This is a genomic window from Enterobacter sp. 2VL, from assembly GCF_005503595.1.
GTDB lineage: Bacteria > Pseudomonadota > Gammaproteobacteria > Enterobacterales > Enterobacteriaceae > Enterobacter > Enterobacter cancerogenus.
This window is the reverse complement of record NZ_SCNE01000001.1, coordinates 938,472-956,228: the sequence shown is the minus strand read 5'-3', so window position 1 is coordinate 956,228 and position 17,757 is coordinate 938,472. Positions and strand designations below refer to the sequence as shown.

17 protein-coding genes are annotated in these 17,757 nt (G+C 51.9%); 14 read left to right on the top strand and 3 right to left on the bottom strand.

Annotated features, from left to right (window positions below; all coding sequences use genetic code 11):
- On the top strand, positions 1-486 hold a 486-nt coding region (locus tag FFS28_RS21810; protein WP_283204940.1), incomplete at its 5' end, for a flagellin.
- 235 nt (positions 487-721) lie between these two features.
- On the top strand, positions 722-4,282 hold the full coding sequence (locus FFS28_RS04470; RefSeq protein WP_137848883.1) for a glycosyltransferase: 3,561 nt from the start codon (positions 722-724) through the stop codon (positions 4,280-4,282).
- Positions 4,283-4,340: 58 nt separating this feature from the next.
- Here FFS28_RS04470 and FFS28_RS04465 read toward each other — a convergent pair whose 3' ends face one another.
- The gene (locus tag FFS28_RS04465) at positions 4,341-5,177 is read right to left on the bottom strand and encodes a class I SAM-dependent methyltransferase (protein WP_137848882.1); all 837 of its coding nucleotides are present in this window, start codon (positions 5,175-5,177) and stop codon (positions 4,341-4,343) included.
- 237 nt (positions 5,178-5,414) lie between these two features.
- Between FFS28_RS04465 and FFS28_RS04460 the strand changes: the two genes are divergently transcribed.
- From FFS28_RS04460 to sdiA, 10 genes are all read left to right on the top strand, one after another.
- Positions 5,415-6,542 carry a DegT/DnrJ/EryC1/StrS family aminotransferase gene (locus FFS28_RS04460; protein WP_137848881.1) on the top strand — a complete coding sequence of 376 codons (1,128 nt, stop codon included), beginning with the start codon at positions 5,415-5,417 and terminating at the stop codon, positions 6,540-6,542.
- 6 nt (positions 6,543-6,548) lie between these two features.
- The gene (locus tag FFS28_RS04455) at positions 6,549-7,712 is read left to right on the top strand and encodes an ATP-grasp domain-containing protein (protein ID WP_137848880.1); all 1,164 of its coding nucleotides are present in this window, start codon (positions 6,549-6,551) and stop codon (positions 7,710-7,712) included.
- A complete protein-coding gene (locus FFS28_RS04450; protein WP_137848879.1) occupies positions 7,690-8,469 on the top strand; it encodes a hypothetical protein in 780 nt (259 codons plus the stop codon). Before FFS28_RS04455 ends, FFS28_RS04450 begins: the two co-directional genes overlap by 23 nt.
- Before the next feature lie 311 nt (positions 8,470-8,780).
- Positions 8,781-9,500 carry an RNA polymerase sigma factor FliA gene (locus FFS28_RS04445; RefSeq protein WP_042320109.1) on the top strand — a complete coding sequence of 240 codons (720 nt, stop codon included), beginning with the start codon at positions 8,781-8,783 and terminating at the stop codon, positions 9,498-9,500.
- A 53-nt stretch (positions 9,501-9,553) separates the two neighbouring features.
- On the top strand, positions 9,554-10,105 hold the full coding sequence (gene fliZ, locus FFS28_RS04440; protein ID WP_058610161.1) for a flagella biosynthesis regulatory protein FliZ: 552 nt from the start codon (positions 9,554-9,556) through the stop codon (positions 10,103-10,105).
- 86 nt (positions 10,106-10,191) lie between these two features.
- The gene (gene tcyJ, locus FFS28_RS04435) at positions 10,192-10,992 is read left to right on the top strand and encodes a cystine ABC transporter substrate-binding protein (RefSeq protein WP_006176124.1); all 801 of its coding nucleotides are present in this window, start codon (positions 10,192-10,194) and stop codon (positions 10,990-10,992) included.
- Between the two features lie 106 nt (positions 10,993-11,098).
- On the top strand, positions 11,099-12,085 hold the full coding sequence (dcyD, locus tag FFS28_RS04430; protein WP_137848878.1) for a D-cysteine desulfhydrase: 987 nt from the start codon (positions 11,099-11,101) through the stop codon (positions 12,083-12,085).
- Positions 12,086-12,106: 21 nt separating this feature from the next.
- Complete coding sequence (gene tcyL, locus FFS28_RS04425; protein ID WP_006176122.1) at positions 12,107-12,775, top strand: cystine ABC transporter permease; 669 nt, start codon at positions 12,107-12,109, stop codon at positions 12,773-12,775.
- Positions 12,772-13,524, top strand: a complete 753-nt coding sequence (tcyN, locus tag FFS28_RS04420; protein WP_137272466.1) for an L-cystine ABC transporter ATP-binding protein TcyN — start codon at positions 12,772-12,774, stop codon at positions 13,522-13,524. Before tcyL ends, tcyN begins: the two co-directional genes overlap by 4 nt.
- Before the next feature lie 221 nt (positions 13,525-13,745).
- Entirely contained in the window at positions 13,746-14,468 is a 723-nt protein-coding gene (gene sdiA, locus FFS28_RS04415) for a quorum-sensing transcriptional regulator SdiA (protein WP_137848877.1), read from the top strand.
- 65 nt (positions 14,469-14,533) lie between these two features.
- On the opposite strand, the gene FFS28_RS04410 is transcribed toward sdiA, so the two are convergent.
- The gene (locus FFS28_RS04410; protein ID WP_006176119.1) at positions 14,534-14,758 is read right to left on the bottom strand and encodes a DUF2594 family protein; all 225 of its coding nucleotides are present in this window, start codon (positions 14,756-14,758) and stop codon (positions 14,534-14,536) included.
- A complete protein-coding gene (locus tag FFS28_RS21935) occupies positions 14,745-14,915 on the bottom strand; it encodes a hypothetical protein (protein ID WP_420025983.1) in 171 nt (56 codons plus the stop codon). The genes FFS28_RS04410 and FFS28_RS21935 overlap by 14 nt, the downstream gene beginning before the upstream one ends.
- Before the next feature lie 309 nt (positions 14,916-15,224).
- Here FFS28_RS21935 and uvrY point away from each other — a divergent pair, with 309 nt between their 5' ends.
- Together uvrY and uvrC are read left to right on the top strand one after the other, a co-directional pair.
- Positions 15,225-15,881, top strand: a complete 657-nt coding sequence (gene uvrY, locus FFS28_RS04405; protein WP_006176117.1) for a UvrY/SirA/GacA family response regulator transcription factor — start codon at positions 15,225-15,227, stop codon at positions 15,879-15,881.
- Positions 15,878-17,710, top strand: a complete 1,833-nt coding sequence (gene uvrC / locus FFS28_RS04400; protein WP_042320104.1) for an excinuclease ABC subunit UvrC — start codon at positions 15,878-15,880, stop codon at positions 17,708-17,710. The genes uvrY and uvrC overlap by 4 nt, the downstream gene beginning before the upstream one ends.
- Positions 17,711-17,757: the final 47 nt, after the last annotated feature.

Sequence of the window (17,757 nt, the reverse complement as noted above, 5' to 3'; positions counted from 1 at the left end):
GTTGGCGCGAAAGATGGTGAAACCATCGGCATCACCCTGAGCGCGAGCGACAGCTTCAACCTGGCGGCTGCTGGCGCGTCCGGCGGTGCACTGAACACCAAAACCATGGCATCCGGTGATACCGTTAACGGTACCCAGCGCTCCACTCAGGCTGTAGGCTTTGACGTGCTGAAAGGCTCCGTCACCGGCGGCGCAAGCGGTGCAGCATCTGGCTCCGCTCCACTGGCAGACATCGATGCGGCGATCAAAGCGGTTGACTCCCAGCGCAGCCTGCTGGGTGCGTCTCAGAACCGTTTCGAGTCCACCATCACCAACCTGAACAACACCGTGAACAACCTGTCTGCTGCCCGCAGCCGTATTCAGGATTCCGACTACGCGACAGAAGTGTCCAACATGTCCCGCGCGCAGATCCTGCAGCAGGCTGGCTCTTCCGTACTGGCTCAGGCCAACCAGGTTCCGCAGACCATGCTGTCCCTGCTGCGTTAATATAAAACGCGTAAAAGCCCCGGCCCTATGGCCGGGGCTTTTTTATGCGTCTTGCTCACAGAAACTCAACGTATTTTGGCGTTAAGCCAGCATACAGCCAGTCTTACGGCCATTTCTCTCTCCAGCCTTAACCGCAATCTACGTCCAGAGACAAACGTCAGGAAACCATGAGTTTTCACCGTGTGTTATCGGGATTGAATCAGTATCAATCCAGTATCGTGCTTATCATAAACGGATGCCGATACCGTGGTGTCCAGGAGCCATCATAGGGAATCTCGTTATGTCGCCATCCACGCTGGTTAGCCTTGTCCTGCCTGCCTATAAGTCATCCTGGTTCGAGGAGGCATTACGGTGTGCTTTCGCGCAAGATTATGACAATATTGAAATTATAGTTTCAGACGATTGCCCCAATAATGACATTTCTGACATTGTCTCCCGGTATCAATCCCTTTCTCCTTTCCCGCTGACTTACATCCGAAACGTACCCGCTCTGGGCGAAGCCAAAAACGTGATGCAATGCATCCGCGAGGCGAAAGGGGAGTACATCAAGTTTCTCTACGATGACGATACGATCGAGCCGCAGTGCGTTTCTTCCCTGGTAAAAACCTTACAACAATTTCCGTCGGTACGACTCGCGACATCCCGGCGCAACCGAATTGGTGTGTATGGTGAACGCCTTTGTGATATCGGCGCAACCGTCCCCATCGTGGCGGAAGATTCCATACTCAATGGCCGGGATATCGTCAGTTACCAGTTGCAGGAGATCGTCAATTTCATCGGCGAACCCAGTACGGTGCTGATGTATCGACAGGATTTACTGGATCTTATGGAACAGCCTGATGGGCTGTTTGCGCTTGATGGTTTGGTGATGCATTTCCTTGGCGATCTGACCATCTATATGAAGATCCTTCAGAAAGGAGATTTAGCCTACCTCGTTAAACCGCTTTCTTCTCTGCGTGTCTCCCGCCAGCAGGTCAGCCAACTGGGTCGTGAACGCGATCCTCGCGCAGAGAAAACCCACACTGAATTTCCAAAACGGCTCAAGCTTCTCGACATGGGGGATGAGACCACAACGCCGCTTCGCCATATACGCGTAGCGAGTTTTACGAAGCCCGACCAGTTTGTCCTGCGTGATATCTCCAGCGAGATCCAGGCGGGGATGAAAGAGTCGCAACTCGCCGACTGGTTGCAGCAGCGTCAGGTTCCCACTGCGCAACAAAGCTTGATGGACGAGCGCAATGCAAGCGTGGACGCTGCTGACCTGACCGTAGTGATCTTTGGCGGACGCGGCGCTCAGGATGTTGAGAAGACGCTCGCCTCCCTGATGCACAAAAGCTATAGCGGGTTAACGATTCATCCGGTCGTCGTAGGCATGGAAAACGTCGAACATGTTCGCACGTTCCCGGCATCGGTAGCTCTCCATCATGCACTGGAAGAACTGGCTACCGAGCGCCCGCGCGGCTGGTTTATCGCCTTCGAGGCAGGCGGAGAGTTCTATGATTCCGGTTTGACGTCTCTCGCCTCGACGCTTATCGAGGCAGAGTCTCTGTCTGCCATTTATGGCGATGAAATTTTCACCATCGACCAGAAGGTCATTGGGGGTAAATTCAAATCGGATTTCAACCTTGACCTTTTTCTGAGTCAGCCGCAGATGCTGGCACGCAGCTGGTTCCTGCGCGGTGAAACGATCACTCAGTTCGGGATCGACGCCAGCATGGGCGCGGCGTTTGAGTTTGACCTCCTTATTAAGCTTATCGAAAGCCAGGGATTTGCTCCGCTCGGTCATTTGGCGGAGCCGCTGTTCCTTGGGATGAACCCCGCAGCCGCGCCGGATCAGGAACAACGTATCCTGCAGCGTCACCTGCACAATCGCGGCTATGCCGATGCGCAGATCGAGGTCGATATTTTCGGCCATTACCATATCCAGTACGGTCATGCCGATGTGCCTTTGGTCTCAATCATTATTGCTGCAGGGGACCGCGTCGCCCCGCTGGTCACCTGCGTGACCTCGGTTATCGAAAAAACGCAGTGGCCGCATTATGAGATGATTGTCATCGCTGACCAAACGGCACCCTCCGAGGTGACGACCTGGCTCAACGGTCTGGCGGAAATCGATCCCGCCCGCATCAAGGTGTGTTATGCAGAGGATATCACCTCACATGCCCGGGCATACAATCAGGCATCGACGGTGGCGCAAGGGCGATATGTTGCGTTTGTGCATCCGGATCTGGTTATCACGCAACCCGGCTGGCTAAATGCATTGCTCAATCACGGGCAGCGCCCTGAAGTGGGCGTTGTGGGTGGAAAACAGCTTTACGGTGACGGAACGGTTCGCCATGCCGGATATCTGTTGGGGGTCAATGGTGTTGCTGGCGAAGCTTTTTATGGCACGGATGACAGCTTTAAAAGCTACATGGGAAGGCTGCACGTGGATCAAAACTACAGCGCTGTCTCAGGCGATTTCATGCTGGTGGATAAACAGGCTTTCGATGCCGCGGGCGGCATCGATGATGCTTTAGATTCGTTCTGGGACATAGACCTGTGCCTGCGTATTCGTGAGCAGGGCTGGTTTACTGTGTGGACACCATCCGCAACCGTGCTGCGGACGGTTGGCCCGAAAGAGGCACTTTCCGAGCGAGAAAAAACAACCTTGCGCGAGCAAAAGGAACGTGAAGAGGATGAGATGTTTCGGCGCTGGATGCCGATCCTCTGTAACGATCCGGCGTACAACATCAACCTTTCGCTGAGCAGCGAACAGTTTATGGTGAACCCGGACAGTAAGCTTAGCTGGCGGCCCTTATCCTGGAACCCATTACCGGTTGTGATGCCGCATATGGGTGATTATGCGGGCTGTGGTTACTACCGTATCATTAAGCCGTTTGAATCCATGGTTGAGCATCAGCGTGTCGACGGCAAACTCTCGCCCGGACTGGCGAGCATGCCCGCGCTGGCACGCTACAAACCTGACAGCATCATTATTCAACGGCAATTCACGCCGGAGTTTCAGCAATGGATGCGGGTCGTGAAAAAACGCACCGGGATCTTCAGCGTGTTCGAACTGGACGATTACCTGCCTAATATTCCAGTGAAGAACCAGCACAAGCAGGAATTTGACAGCGATACGTTGAAAAACCTGCGTAAGACGCTCAGTTACATGGATCGTTTTGTGGTTTCGACGCAACCTTTGGCAGATGCTTTTTCACCTTATCATCCTAATATTGTCGTTATGCAAAACAGGGTCTCCGCTGACTGGTGGTCTGGCTTAACCAGCCTTCGCCAGCAGGGCCGCAAGCCCCGGGTTGGCTGGGCAGGGGGATCAAGTCACCGCGGCGACCTGGAAATGATTGCCGACGTGGTAAAAGCTTTCGCCAGTGAAGTGGACTGGATCTTTTTGGGCATGTGTCCGGATAAACTTTTGCCGTACGTGCATGAGTTCCATCATGGCGTGGATATCGAGGTTTATCCGCGCAAGCTCGCATCGCTTAATCTCGATCTGGCGATTGCCCCGGTGGAAGACAATCTGTTTAATGCCTGTAAAAGTAACCTTCGCCTGCTGGAGTATGGGGCATGCGCGATCCCGGTTATTTGTAGCGACGTTGAGTGTTACCGCTCAATAGATGAGGTGACGCGCGTGCGAAACCGCTATAAGGATTGGGCCGACGCGCTGCGTTTCCATCTGGATAATCCTGCGCAGAGTGAGCGAATGGGTAAAGCCCTACAGACCACGATTTTCCGCGACTGGATGCATAATGCCGACAGCGCTGCCCTGTGGGCAAAAGCCTGGTTACCTGATTAATACGTTAAGGGCGGATAATCCGCCCTTTTTTACGCGCAGCTCCGGCAAGCGAATCGGCTTAACGTGTTTTCCAGTAATCCATAAACCCGTCTTTGCCATAAAACCAACAGGTCTGCAGCTCGTCATTAATCTGCTCAATGCGTGGCTTAACCGTGGCGTAAGGCTCACGTAGCAAGATCCAGCATTTACTTTTAGGGCTATATATCGACGATCTGTAACCCCATTGTTCCATCAAAATGTTCATACTTTTATTGGTATGGACAACAGTGTGCACTGGAACGTCTGTGTAAAACCAGGCGGGATCCTTTGGTATGCGATCAACCACTACGGTGTGGATCAGCAGCGAACCGTTATCCGAGACGAGGTCGTTGACGTCGTCCAGATCCTGCCGGGTTAGCACATGTTCAAACATGGCAGAGTTAATGACCATCGACCAGGTTTTTTTCTGCGGTTCATCGACGTAATGATGCTCCGGATTCCTCACATACTTATCGTAACAGGGAATATCGCGGTTAAAGTACTTGCGTAACAAATGGCTCAGCCTTCCGTAACCTGCGGCATAGTCAAGCACGCTACTGACATCGACAACATTATGCCGGGCCAGAAGTTCAATCATCAGCGCTTGCTCTATATAGGGCGGTGCGTTGAACCCACTTACGCTTCTTCCGCCGGATTCGCTGTGGTGATGGTGATAGTCGGTATTGAGTTTTTCCCATCGCTGAAACGGTATATCTTTATGTGTTTTCGAGCTGAGAAAATGGCATCGTGGGCACTCATAAAAAAGCACAGGAACCAAATCGCGGGTAAGAACATCCATTGAGGGTGCATGGTATTTATCTTTCTGGAAATAAAACTGCATTTCCGAATCACAAATCAGGCAGGTTGGCGTTGTCATAAATTTCCTGTGAGCATCAGTTTGTAGCAAAGAGTGACACAGATGTCGAACACCCAGCGGTGGAGTATCCATCACTTTTAGTCATATTTTTACGGATTGGCGCTGCAGGAAAGGGCTTGCCTGATGGGTAAGTTATCAGTTGGTTTAACCCTGTTTCACCGCGTTTATAGAGCGATTAGCGCGCCTGCAAGAAAATATAATGTCAGGTAGATTAAGCTGATGCTGGGTTGAACTGAAATGAACAAGAATGTGATGGTGACAAGCCCGTTGCTGCCTCCTCTGGAATCGTTTATTCCCTATCTGGAAGAGATTTGGCAAAGCAAAAAACTGACCAACGGTGGGCCATTTCATATTCAACTTGAGCAGGCGCTGACGGAATATCTTGGGGTTGGTCATATGAGCCTGTTTGCAAACGGGACGCTGGCGCTCATGACCGCGCTTCAGGCGCTTCGTATTTCAGGGGAAGTCATTACCACGCCTTATTCATTTGTGGCCACTTCCCATGCGTTGCTGTGGAATAATATCAAACCCGTATTTGTGGATGTCGATCCCGCCACGTGTAACATGGATCCGGCAAAGATTGAGGCGGCAATTACGCCCGCGACCACGGCCATCATGCCGGTGCATTGTTATGGCCTGCCGTGTGACGTTGAGGCGATCCAGCGCATTGCAGACAATTACGGTCTACGGGTTATTTATGATGCAGCCCATGCGTTCGGCGTTAGCGTGGGCGATAACAGCATTCTGAATCACGGCGATCTGTCGGTACTGAGTTTTCACGCCACGAAAGTCTTCAATACCTTCGAAGGGGGCGCGATTATTTGCCCTAATGACAAGGTGAAAAAGCGCATCGATTATCTAAAAAACTTTGGCTTTGCAGATGAAACGACGGTTGTCGCCCCCGGGATTAACGGAAAAATGAATGAGTTCCAGGCCGCTTTCGGTTTGCTGCAGCTGGAACATATTGAAGAGGCCTTGATTAAGCGCAGAGATATTTTTCAAAATTATTATGAAGCGCTGAGTCACATTCCTGGCATCTCTTTTATTCATACCCCTTCCGGGGTTAACTGGAACTACGCGTATTGCCCTGTGTTTATTGATGATAACGTTTTCCCATTGACCCGCGACGAGCTTTACCAGCAGCTGAAAGAGCACAACGTATTCACTCGTCGCTATTTTTACCCGTTAATTTCTGAGTTCCCGATGTATAAGGGGCTGACATCGTCGCATCCTTCTAATTTGCCATGCGCGCATCATGTCTCCTCTGGCGTATTGTGTTTACCACTCTATCCCGATCTACAACGTGACGAGATTGAACGGATAATCGGTGTGATTGTAAACCTAAGCCATTCTAAGGCGGCGTGATTTCCTATGGATCAGCGATTCGTTATGTTCAGCGGGGCGAATGAACGCGCAATTATTGCCTGCTGCCGTCATTTCAAACGTGCCGGGGCATGTTTCTCGATTATTTCACGCCCTTCACGCGACAAAATTTTTTATACAGCCTATAAAAACAGGGTCGATGCCCGTCGCACGTTAGACCGATTAGATGCCGATGATATGGTCCGTCAAATCGAAATCCTCCGGGATAACTATCCGGCCGATAAGTTGATTTATGTACCCACGGCTGAATCCGTTAACCGTGTGATGCTAGAGCATCGTGCGAGATTTACCGCGAGCGGATTAACCATTCCGCTGTGTGACGAAAGTCTCTATGCCACGCTTTCCGATAAATCCACCTTCAATGCGTTAGCCGCGACGTACGGTATTTTGCTACCGGAACCGCTCGACGTTCCTGATAACACGGGTCTTCCTTGCGTTGCCAAACCAAAACAAGAATTTTCAACCGTGACGGGTGAAAAAATTTATCCCCAGTTGCTGTTTACCCCTCGCGATCTGCAGGATTTTTCATCGAGCCATGCGTCGAGCGACTATTTTTTCCAGAAGTATATCGACGGTGAAAGTTATTATCTTCTGCTGTTCGTGTCCGGTGGGATAGTCAAAAAACTGTGGCAAAAAAATTTATTACAGCAGGCCGAAGGCAAATCCATTATCTCTGCCGAAATATGCACCTGCCCGGACGAGGTGGTTGAGTCGCAAATACTCACGTTACTCCAGTCAACGGGTTATGCGGGTTTTATCATGGTCGAAATAATGAGAGAAAAAGAGCAATCTTATCTCATTGAAGCGAATCCCCGCTTGTGGGGCCCCTTTGAGCTGGCCGTTTCTCATGGCTTCAATCCCGCGTGGGTTAGTATGAGCGGTACCTGTCCTGACGCGCCGCACCGTCCCCGGCGCTATCTCTGGCTCAACGGATGGTTGCAGAACCGGGCTTCGGGGAAAAATGTGCGGCTGTTTTTGTCTCCGGGACAATCCCCGGCCAGGTTTATTACGCGGTTGTGCCTGAGCGATATTTACATACAGCGTGACACGTTACGGCTTTTCGCGCATGAGGGTATAACCGCAGTTAAATCGTTTTTGAAACGTAGGTCTTCTGTTTTACGGAGTGAGCATGTCACAGCCAGCGCTGATTGAGTCATTAAAAACACGATTAAGATCCGAATCAGATTCGGGAAAACATGCGCAGTATCAGGTTTTACCTGCTGAGTTATCCCGACTCCTGGGCGGTGATATGCATCAGCCTTCATCTCGTTACGAACAACAACGTTTCGACTATATCGCGCAGCGGGTTGATTTTAAAAACAAAGTTGTCGCGGATATTGGCTGCAATATGGGCTTTTTTGCCTTTTCCTCGCTGATGGCAGGGGCGAAGAAAGTCATTTGCTATGAGGGAACACGTCCCCATGCTGAGTTTGTTAAAGACTGTGCCACGCTGCTAGGGCGTGAAGCATCTTGCGACGTTCATGCCCGCTATTTTGAATTTATCAATGAGCAACTGGATGTTGATATCGCCATTCTGCTGAACGTACTGCACCATCTGGGCGATGATTACGGCGACTCGCAGTTAAACAGAGAACAGGCCCGAAAAGAAATCGTCACGCATCTTAACAGCATGCAGGGTAAATGCCGGACGCTCATATTTCAGCTAGGTTTTAACTGGCGGGGAGACAGAAATTTACCTCTGTTTGCCACGGGCACCAAGGCTGAATTAATAGAGTATGTCACCACCCATACCTCTCCCTGGTGGGATATAGAACACATTGGGATAGCCGTAAATATGAATGGCGCAATCGTGTACCAGGATAAGAATGACGAAAATATTGCACGGCGGGATGACCTGGGTGAGTTTTTAAATCGTCCCGTGTTTATCCTGCGAAGTAAGCAACGCTAAAAAAGTAGAACGCACCTTCGGGTGGGTTGCAGAAGGCGAAATAGCTTCAGGTGGGGATAGTGTGCATTCAGCGCAATGGCATTATCGCTCATCCTGAGGTTATTCAAGGATGTAACGCTAATTAAAAAGGAAAAACGCCTGTTTTACGCCGTGCGTTGACCACATTTTTTATCCTGCATTTTGTTACATCTCCCTTTTTTACTGGCGCAACTCATAAATAAACTGCTTTTTCACCCACTATTCACCCGATTAAAACCCCTCCAGAATCGGATAATCATGCCGATAACTCAACTAACGCAGGGCTGTTTATCGTGAATTCACTCTATACCGCTGAAGGTGTAATGGATAAACACTCGCTGTGGCAGCGTTATGTCCCGCTGGTGCGTCACGAAGCATTGCGCCTCCAGGTGCGGTTGCCGGCGAGCGTGGAACTGGACGATCTGCTACAGGCGGGCGGTATCGGGTTATTAAATGCAGTTGACCGATACGACGCTCTGCAAGGAACGGCATTTACGACTTACGCAGTTCAGCGTATTCGTGGTGCGATGCTGGACGAGTTGCGCAGCCGCGATTGGGTGCCGCGCAGCGTTCGTCGCAACGCGCGCGAAGTGGCGCATGCAATGGGACAGCTGGAACAGGAACTGGGGCGCAACGCGACGGAAACAGAAGTGGCGGAGCGTCTGGGTATTGCTGTTGAAGACTATCGTCAGATGTTGCTCGATACCAATAATAGCCAACTCTTCTCTTACGACGAGTGGCGCGAAGAGCATGGCGACAGTATCGAGCTGGTGACGGATGAGCATCAGCAAGAAAACCCGTTACACCATTTAATGGAAGGTAACTTACGCCAGCGCGTGATGGAAGCGATTGAAGCGTTACCAGAACGTGAACAGCTGGTGTTGACCCTTTATTACCAGGAAGAGCTTAATCTCAAGGAGATTGGCGCGGTGCTGGAAGTAGGGGAGTCGCGGGTTAGCCAGCTGCACAGCCAGGCCATAAAACGCTTACGGACAAAACTGGGTAAGTTGTAGGTGATTCATTCACCTGAAAATGCCGCACAACGTATTGACAACCAGGAGTTATCATGACGGTGCAGCACGCTAAAAGACGGCCTCTAAGCCGCTACCTGAAAGACTTTAAACACAGCCAGACGCATTGCGCCCACTGTAACAAGCTACTCGACCGTATCACGCTGGTACGTCGCGGTGAAATCGTGAATAAAATTGCGATCTCTCGCCTTGATACCTTACTGGATGAAGCCGCCTGGCGCGAAGAGCAAAAAGAGTGGGTAGCGCTTTGCCGTTTCTGTGGCGATCTCCATTGCAAAGAGCAAAGCGACTTCTTTGATATCATCGGCTTCAAACAGTTCCTGTTTGAGCAGACCGAGATGAGCCACGGCACCGTGCGTGAATATGTGGTGCGCCTGCGCCGTCTTGGTCAGCATCTCACTCTGCAGAACCTTTCCCCTGATCTGCTGAAGACCGGTTATCTGGATGAGAATCTGGAGCCATGGTTGCCTGCCACCAGCACCAACAACTACCGCATTGCGCTGCGCAAGTACGCGCAATATAAGGTACAAATGCCGGTGGCGTTACAGCAGAAAGTCCACGCCGAGACAACTTCTGATATATATTAAAAATGAATAAGATGTAGCGCAGTCGCCTTTGACCTTGCAGGCGATTTCTCTACACTACTCAAAAATTCCACTGTATCGGGGTATATATGAAATTAGCACTTCTGGGTCGTCAGGCGCTGATGGGTGTGATGGCCGTTGCGCTGGTCGCAGGGATGAGCGTGAAAACGTTCGCGGCGGAAAATCTGCTGAATAAAGTCAAAGAGCGCGGCACGCTGCTGGTTGGGCTGGAAGGGACCTATCCTCCGTTCAGCTTCCAGGGTGACGACGGTAAACTGACCGGTTTTGAAGTCGAGTTTGCCGAAGAGCTGGCGAAGCACCTGGGCGTCAAAGCCTCTCTCAAACCGACCAAATGGGACGGGATGCTGGCCTCGCTGGACTCTAAACGCATCGATGTGGTGATCAATCAGGTGACCATTTCTGATGAGCGTAAGAAGAAATATGATTTCTCCACGCCGTACACCGTGTCGGGTATCCAGGCGCTGGTGAAGAAAGGTAACGAAGGGACCATTAAGTCCGCGGCTGACCTGAAAGGGAAAAAAGTGGGCGTCGGTCTTGGGACCAACTACGAAGAGTGGCTGCGTCAGAACGTTCAGGGTGTAGATATCCGTACCTATGATGACGACCCGACGAAATATCAGGATCTCCGCGTCGGCCGTATCGATGCCATTCTGGTTGACCGTCTGGCCGCGCTGGACCTGGTGAAGAAAACCAACAATACCCTGGCCGTTGCGGGTGATGCGTTCTCTCGTCAGGAGTCTGGTGTGGCGGTGCGTAAAGGTAACGACGATCTGCTGAAAGCCATCGATGGCGCGATTGCAGAGATGCAAAAAGACGGCAGCCTGAAGGCGCTGTCTGAGAAGTGGTTCGGCGCCGACGTGACCAAATAAGCTTTGTGTGACAAAAAAAGGCGCTTTTAAAAGCGCCTTTTTTATTTATGACGTGACTACGTGCATAATAAAAATATCAATTCTTGTATGCGTTAACGGAGAACCCATGTCACTGCAGAATGTAACGCGCTTCCCCCGCCTGGAATTTATTGGGGCACCCACGCCGCTGGAGTACCTGCCGCGTTTTTCTGACTATTTAGGACGCGATATTTTCATCAAACGGGATGACGTGACGCCAATGGCGATGGGCGGCAACAAGCTGCGCAAGCTGGAATTCCTCGCCGCCGATGCCCTGCGCGAAGGGGCGGATACGCTGATCACCGCCGGGGCCATTCAGTCGAACCACGTTCGCCAGACGGCCGCAGTGGCGGCGAAGCTGGGGCTGCACTGCGTGGCACTGCTGGAAAACCCTATCGGAACACATGCGGAAAACTATCTGACCAACGGCAACCGCCTGCTGCTGGATCTGTTCAACGTGCAGGTTGAAATGGTCGATGCGTTGAACGATCCGAATGCGCAGCTTGAGGAGCTGGCCACGCGGCTGGAAGCTCAGGGGTTTCGGCCCTATGTGATCCCGGTCGGCGGTTCGAATGCACTGGGGGCGCTGGGTTATGTGGAGAGCGCGCTGGAAATCGCGCAGCAGTGTGAAGGCGCAGTGAGCTTATCCTCGGTGGTGGTTGCCTCCGGCAGCGCGGGCACGCATGCCGGGCTGGCGGTCGGACTTGAACAACTGATGCCGGACGTTGAACTGATTGGCGTGACGGTGTCCCGCAGCGTGCCCGAGCAAAAACCGAAGGTCGTTACATTACAGCAGGCGGTGGCTGAGCAGCTAGAGCTGAAGGCAAAAGCCGAGATCCTGCTGTGGGATGACTATTTTGCGCCGGGCTATGGCACGCCAAACGAAGAGGGTATGGAAGCGGTCAAACTGCTGGCGCGTCTGGAAGGTATCCTGCTTGACCCGGTCTACACGGGCAAGGCGATGGCAGGCCTGATTGACGGCATTACCCGCAAGCGCTTTAAGGATGAAGGCCCGATTTTATTCGTACACACGGGCGGAGCGCCCGCGCTGTTTGCCTATCATCCGCATGTTTAAAAATCAGGTCGAAAAATAATAATGCAAGAAAGTATTCAACTGGTTATTGATTCACTGCCCTTTCTGCTGAAGGGAGCGGTGTTTACCCTCCAGCTCAGCATCGGCGGGATGTTCTTCGGCCTGGTGCTCGGGTTTGTGCTGGCATTGATGCGCATGTCTCATGTCCTGCCGATTCGCTGGCTGGCACGGTTCTACATCTCCGTGTTTCGCGGTACGCCGCTTATCGCGCAGCTGTTTATGATTTACTACGGTTTGCCCCAGTTCGGCATCGAGCTTGATCCGATCCCCGCAGCGATGATTGGCCTGTCGCTTAACACCGCGGCATACACCTCCGAAACCCTGCGGGCGGCCATCTCGTCCATCGATAAAGGACAGTGGGAAGCCGCTGCCAGTATCGGGATGACGCCCTGGCAGACGCTGCGAAGGGCGATCCTGCCGCAGGCGGCGCGGGTGGCCTTGCCTCCGCTCAGCAACAGTTTTATCAGCCTGGTGAAAGATACTTCGCTTGCCGCGACGATCCAGGTGCCGGAACTGTTTCGTCAGGCGCAGCTCATCACGTCGCGCACGCTGGAGGTCTTCACCATGTATCTTGCGGCCTCGCTGATTTACTGGGTGATGGCGACCGTGCTCTCCGCGCTGCAGAACTACTTTGAAAACCAGCTTAACCGCCAGGAGCGAGATCCGAAATGAGTGCTATCGACGTTAAAAACCTGGTGAAAAAATTCCACGGTCAGACGGTGCTGCATGGCATCGACCTGGAAGTGGAGGAGGGTGAAGTGGTGGCGATCGTCGGCCCCAGCGGTTCGGGGAAAACCACGCTGTTGCGCAGTATTAATTTACTCGAGCAGCCGGAAGGGGGAACGATCCGCGTGGGTGATATCACCATCGATACCGGGAAATCTTTCGCGCAGCAGAAAGGGTTGATCCGCCGTTTGCGACAGCATGTGGGTTTTGTGTTTCAAAGCTTCAATCTTTTCCCGCACCGCACGGTGCTGGAGAACATCATTGAAGGCCCGGTCATTGTGAAGGGCGAGCCGAAGGAAGAAGCCACAGCCCGCGCGCGTGAGCTGCTGGCAAAAGTGGGGCTGGCAGGAAAAGAGACCAGCTACCCGCGACGTTTGTCCGGCGGACAACAGCAGCGCGTGGCCATTGCCCGTGCGCTGGCGATGCGCCCTGAGGTAATATTATTTGACGAACCTACTTCCGCGCTTGACCCGGAGCTGGTGGGGGAGGTGCTGAATACTATCCGTCAGCTGGCGCAAGAGAAGCGCACGATGGTGATCGTTACGCATGAAATGAGTTTTGCCCGTGACGTAGCCGACCGGGCCATCTTTATGGATCAGGGCCGCATCGTTGAGCAGGGGCCAGCTAAGCGCTTATTTGCTGACCCTCAGCAGCCGCGAACCCGGCAGTTCCTGGAAAAGTTCCTCATGCAGTAGCATATTGCACTAATTTGCTCCAGAATTTTCCGCTGGAGCAAATTATTCTCCACTGACCTCTCCCGGCAAACTTTTTTATACCATTCAGTTCGGTTAAACCGTATTAAAGCTGAAGGTAATTGCGAATTTGCCGATATTTTGCAGTTATAAATAAGATTTATGTGGTAGTTTATATTCACCATAAGAATGATTATCTTTATCAGGGGCTTCATTAAGTAAGTATGAGGGATTCAGACTTTTTCACGTGGCGACGGAAATGCTTCCTTCGCTTTCAGGCGTTGACCTGTGCTGACGAGGTTTATCAAGAACTTCAGCAGCAAACACAGGCGCTCGAATTTGATTACTTCTCACTCTGCGTTCGACATCCGGTGCCGTTTACGCGCCCGAAGATTTCTGTACATTCCAGTTATCCCGATCGGTGGATGGCGCAATATAAGTCTGAGAATTATTTCGCGGTCGATCCGGTGCTTAAACCGGAGAACTTTATCCAGGGCCATTTACCCTGGACCGATGAATTATTCGCGGATGCCCAGGAATTATGGGGCGGGGCGCAGGACCACGGCATTCGCAAAGGCATAACGCAATGTCTGATGCTGCCGAATCATGCGCTCGGGTTCCTTTCGGTCTCCCGAACCAGCCTGCGCGAAAATGCGATCCACCATGAAGAGATCGAGCTGCGGCTGCAAATGCTGGTGCAAATGGCGCTGACGTCGTTGCTGAGGTTCGAACATGAGACGGTCATGCCGCCCGAAATGAAATTCAGTAAGCGCGAGCGCGAGATCCTGAAGTGGACAGCGGAAGGTAAAACGTCGGCGGAAATAGCCATCATTCTCTCGATTTCGGAGAATACGGTTAATTTCCATCAAAAGAATATGCAGAAGAAATTCAACGCGCCGAACAAAACGCAGATTGCCTGTTACGCGGCGGCGACAGGACTGATCTGACTGAAAAAACGTTCTGCGTGGCAGACAAGACAACGGCTGAATACTTTGCATCCAGCCGTTTTTTATTACTGACGGTAAGCCTGTTTAATCTGCTTAACCGTATTGGCAAATACCTCTGACTCTGCCTGGTCTTCCATCTGCGCGATCTGTTTTTCCATTTTAATGATCACACGTCCCGCGTCCGCCTGACCCATGGCCTGCAACATAAGCGTCAGCAACGATTTCAGACAGTTTACTTCCTGTGCCAGTTCCTGGTTATTCTCAGCAGTGGCAAATTCAGGTGTGCTCATTTATTTTCCTCAATATAAAACAGCGCGCGAGCGCGACGATGAAAGTTATGGCGCCGGAGTATATCACAAGCTGAGACAAAAAAAGCAGTGGTTGTTTTTTGTACTTTTCCGCATTTTGTTTATTTGCGTAAACAGAACGTCGCAGTAATCTGGCCATCCGCGTAAGACAATTAATTGTTTTGCGCCGGTTCGACTGTCGTTAATTGTTGTTACAAAAAGTTAAGAACTGTTTTGTGCGAAAGTTATTAACGATTTTTTTGTAACCTTTTGAATACAGATGCTTAAAAATAGACTTAAAAGCCCATTCCATGCGGGGTCGCTTTCCACGTGCTGTACAAGCTAATTTCCAGAAACGAGAGCGTAATCGAATAGTCGCTTTTTTAACGATTTAATCTTGTGAGGAAAACCGTTAATATAAAGGCAATAAGCAGTCAGTAGCGTTATCCCTATTCTGGAGACATTTCCTTTGATCAACGTCCTTCTTGTTGATGACCACGAACTGGTGCGCGCAGGGATACGACGCATTCTTGAAGATATAAAAGGCATCAAAGTGGCCGGTGAGGCCTGCTGTGGCGAAGACGCGGTGAAATGGTGCCGTGCTAACTCGGCAGACGTTGTGCTGATGGATATGAACATGCCCGGTATTGGCGGGCTTGAGGCCACGCGCAAAATTGCCCGCACCTTTGTTGATACCAAAGTCATCATGCTGACCGTGCATACGGAAAACCCGCTTCCTGCCAAAGTGATGCAGGCGGGAGCCGCCGGATACCTGAGTAAAGGCGCCGCACCTCAGGAAGTGGTTAATGCTATCCGTTCTGTTTATGCCGGGCAGCGTTACATCGCCTCGGACATTGCACAACAAATGGCGTTGAGTCAGATTGAACCGGAAAAAACGGCATCGCCCTTTGCCTGTTTGTCTGAGCGCGAATTGCAGATTATGCTAATGATCACTAAAGGTCAGAAGGTGAATGAGATTTCGGAGCAACTGAATCTCAGCCCGAAAACGGTCAACAGCTACCGCTATCGTATGTTCAGTAAACTGAACATTCATGGTGATGTCGAATTGACTCACCTGGCCATTCGTCATGGTCTGTGTAATGCGGAGTCGTTAGTAAGTCAGTGAATGAAGCGTTCGATTCAAAATCATTTCTAAAAACCGTTACGAGCCAGCCTGGCGTCTATCGTATGTATGACGCTGGCGGCACGGTGATCTATGTGGGTAAGGCAAAAGACCTCAAAAAACGCCTATCCAGCTACTTTCGAAGCAATCTGGCCTCCCGTAAGACCGAAGCGCTGGTCGCATTAATACACAATATTGATGTCACCGTGACCCATACGGAGACCGAAGCGCTGCTGCTTGAACACAACTACATTAAGCTTTATCAGCCGCGCTATAACGTCCTGTTGCGCGATGATAAGTCCTATCCTTTTATCTTCCTGAGCGGAGACACCCATCCACGTCTGGCGATGCACCGTGGTGCCAAACATGCGAAGGGTGAATATTTTGGGCCATTCCCTAACGGCTATGCGGTGCGCGAAACGCTGGCACTGCTGCAAAAAATCTTCCCTATCCGCCAGTGTGAGAACAGCGTCTACCGTAACCGTTCGCGCCCGTGCCTGCAGTACCAGATTGGTCGCTGCCTGGGGCCGTGCGTTGAGGGGCTGGTCAGTGAAGAAGAGTATGCCCAGCAGGTTGAATACGTACGTCTGTTTTTAGCCGGGAAGGACGATCAGGTTCTGACGCAGCTTATTGCGCGCATGGAAAAAGCCAGCGGCGCGCTGGAGTTTGAAGAGGCGGGGCGCATCCGCGATCAAATTCAGGCCGTTCGCCGCGTCACCGAGAAACAGTTTGTCTCCAACACCGGTGACGATCTCGACGTGATTGGCGTTGCTTATGATGCCGGTCTGGCCTGCGTGCACGTGCTCTTTATTCGTCAGGGTAAAGTGCTGGGCAGCCGAAGCTATTTCCCGAAGGTACCGGGCGGTACAGAGATGGGGGAAGTGGTCGAGACGTTTGTTGGTCAGTTCTACCTGCAGGGAAGTCAGATGCGAACGCTGCCCTCGGAGATCCTGCTCGACTTTAACCTGGACGATAAAACGCTGCTCTCAGAGTCGCTTTCCAGTCTCGCCGGACGTCGGGTTAACGTTCAGACCAGGCCGCGCGGCGACCGTGCGCGTTATCTGAAGCTCGCCCGAACCAATGCGGCCACCGCCCTGACGACCAAACTTTCTCAGCAGTCGACGGTTCATCAGCGTTTAACCGCGCTGGCGACGCAGTTGAAGCTGCCGGAAATCAAACGTATGGAGTGCTTCGACATCAGCCATACGATGGGTGAACAGACGGTCGCCTCCTGCGTGGTATTCGATGCAAATGGTCCGCTGCGGGCAGAGTATCGCCGCTATAATATTACCGGGATCACCCCGGGCGATGACTATGCGGCGATGAACCAGGTACTGCGTCGGCGCTACGGCAAAGCCATCGAAGAGAGCAAAATCCCGGACGTTATTCTGATCGACGGCGGGAAAGGGCAGCTCGGCCAGGCGAAGGCGGTATTTGAATCGCTCGATGTGGAGTGGGACAAAAACCATCCGCTGCTGTTGGGCGTGGCGAAAGGGGCGGACCGCAAAGCCGGGCTGGAGACGCTATTCTTTGAGCCAGAAGGAGAGGGCTTCAGCCTGCCGCCGGATTCCCCTGCGCTGCACGTGATCCAGCATATCCGCGATGAATCACACGATCACGCGATCAGCGGGCACCGTAAGAAAAGAGCGAAGGTTAAAAACACCAGTACCCTTGAAACCATTGAGGGCGTTGGGCCAAAGCGTCGCCAGATGCTGCTGAAGTATATGGGCGGATTGCAAGGATTACTCAATGCCAGCATGGAAGAAATTGCAAAAGTGCCGGGTATTTCGCAAGGGCTGGCAGAAAAGATCTACTACTCGTTGAAACATTGAGGGCTCTGTAGCAACATAGAGCTAAATTTTACTGACAACAGACAGTT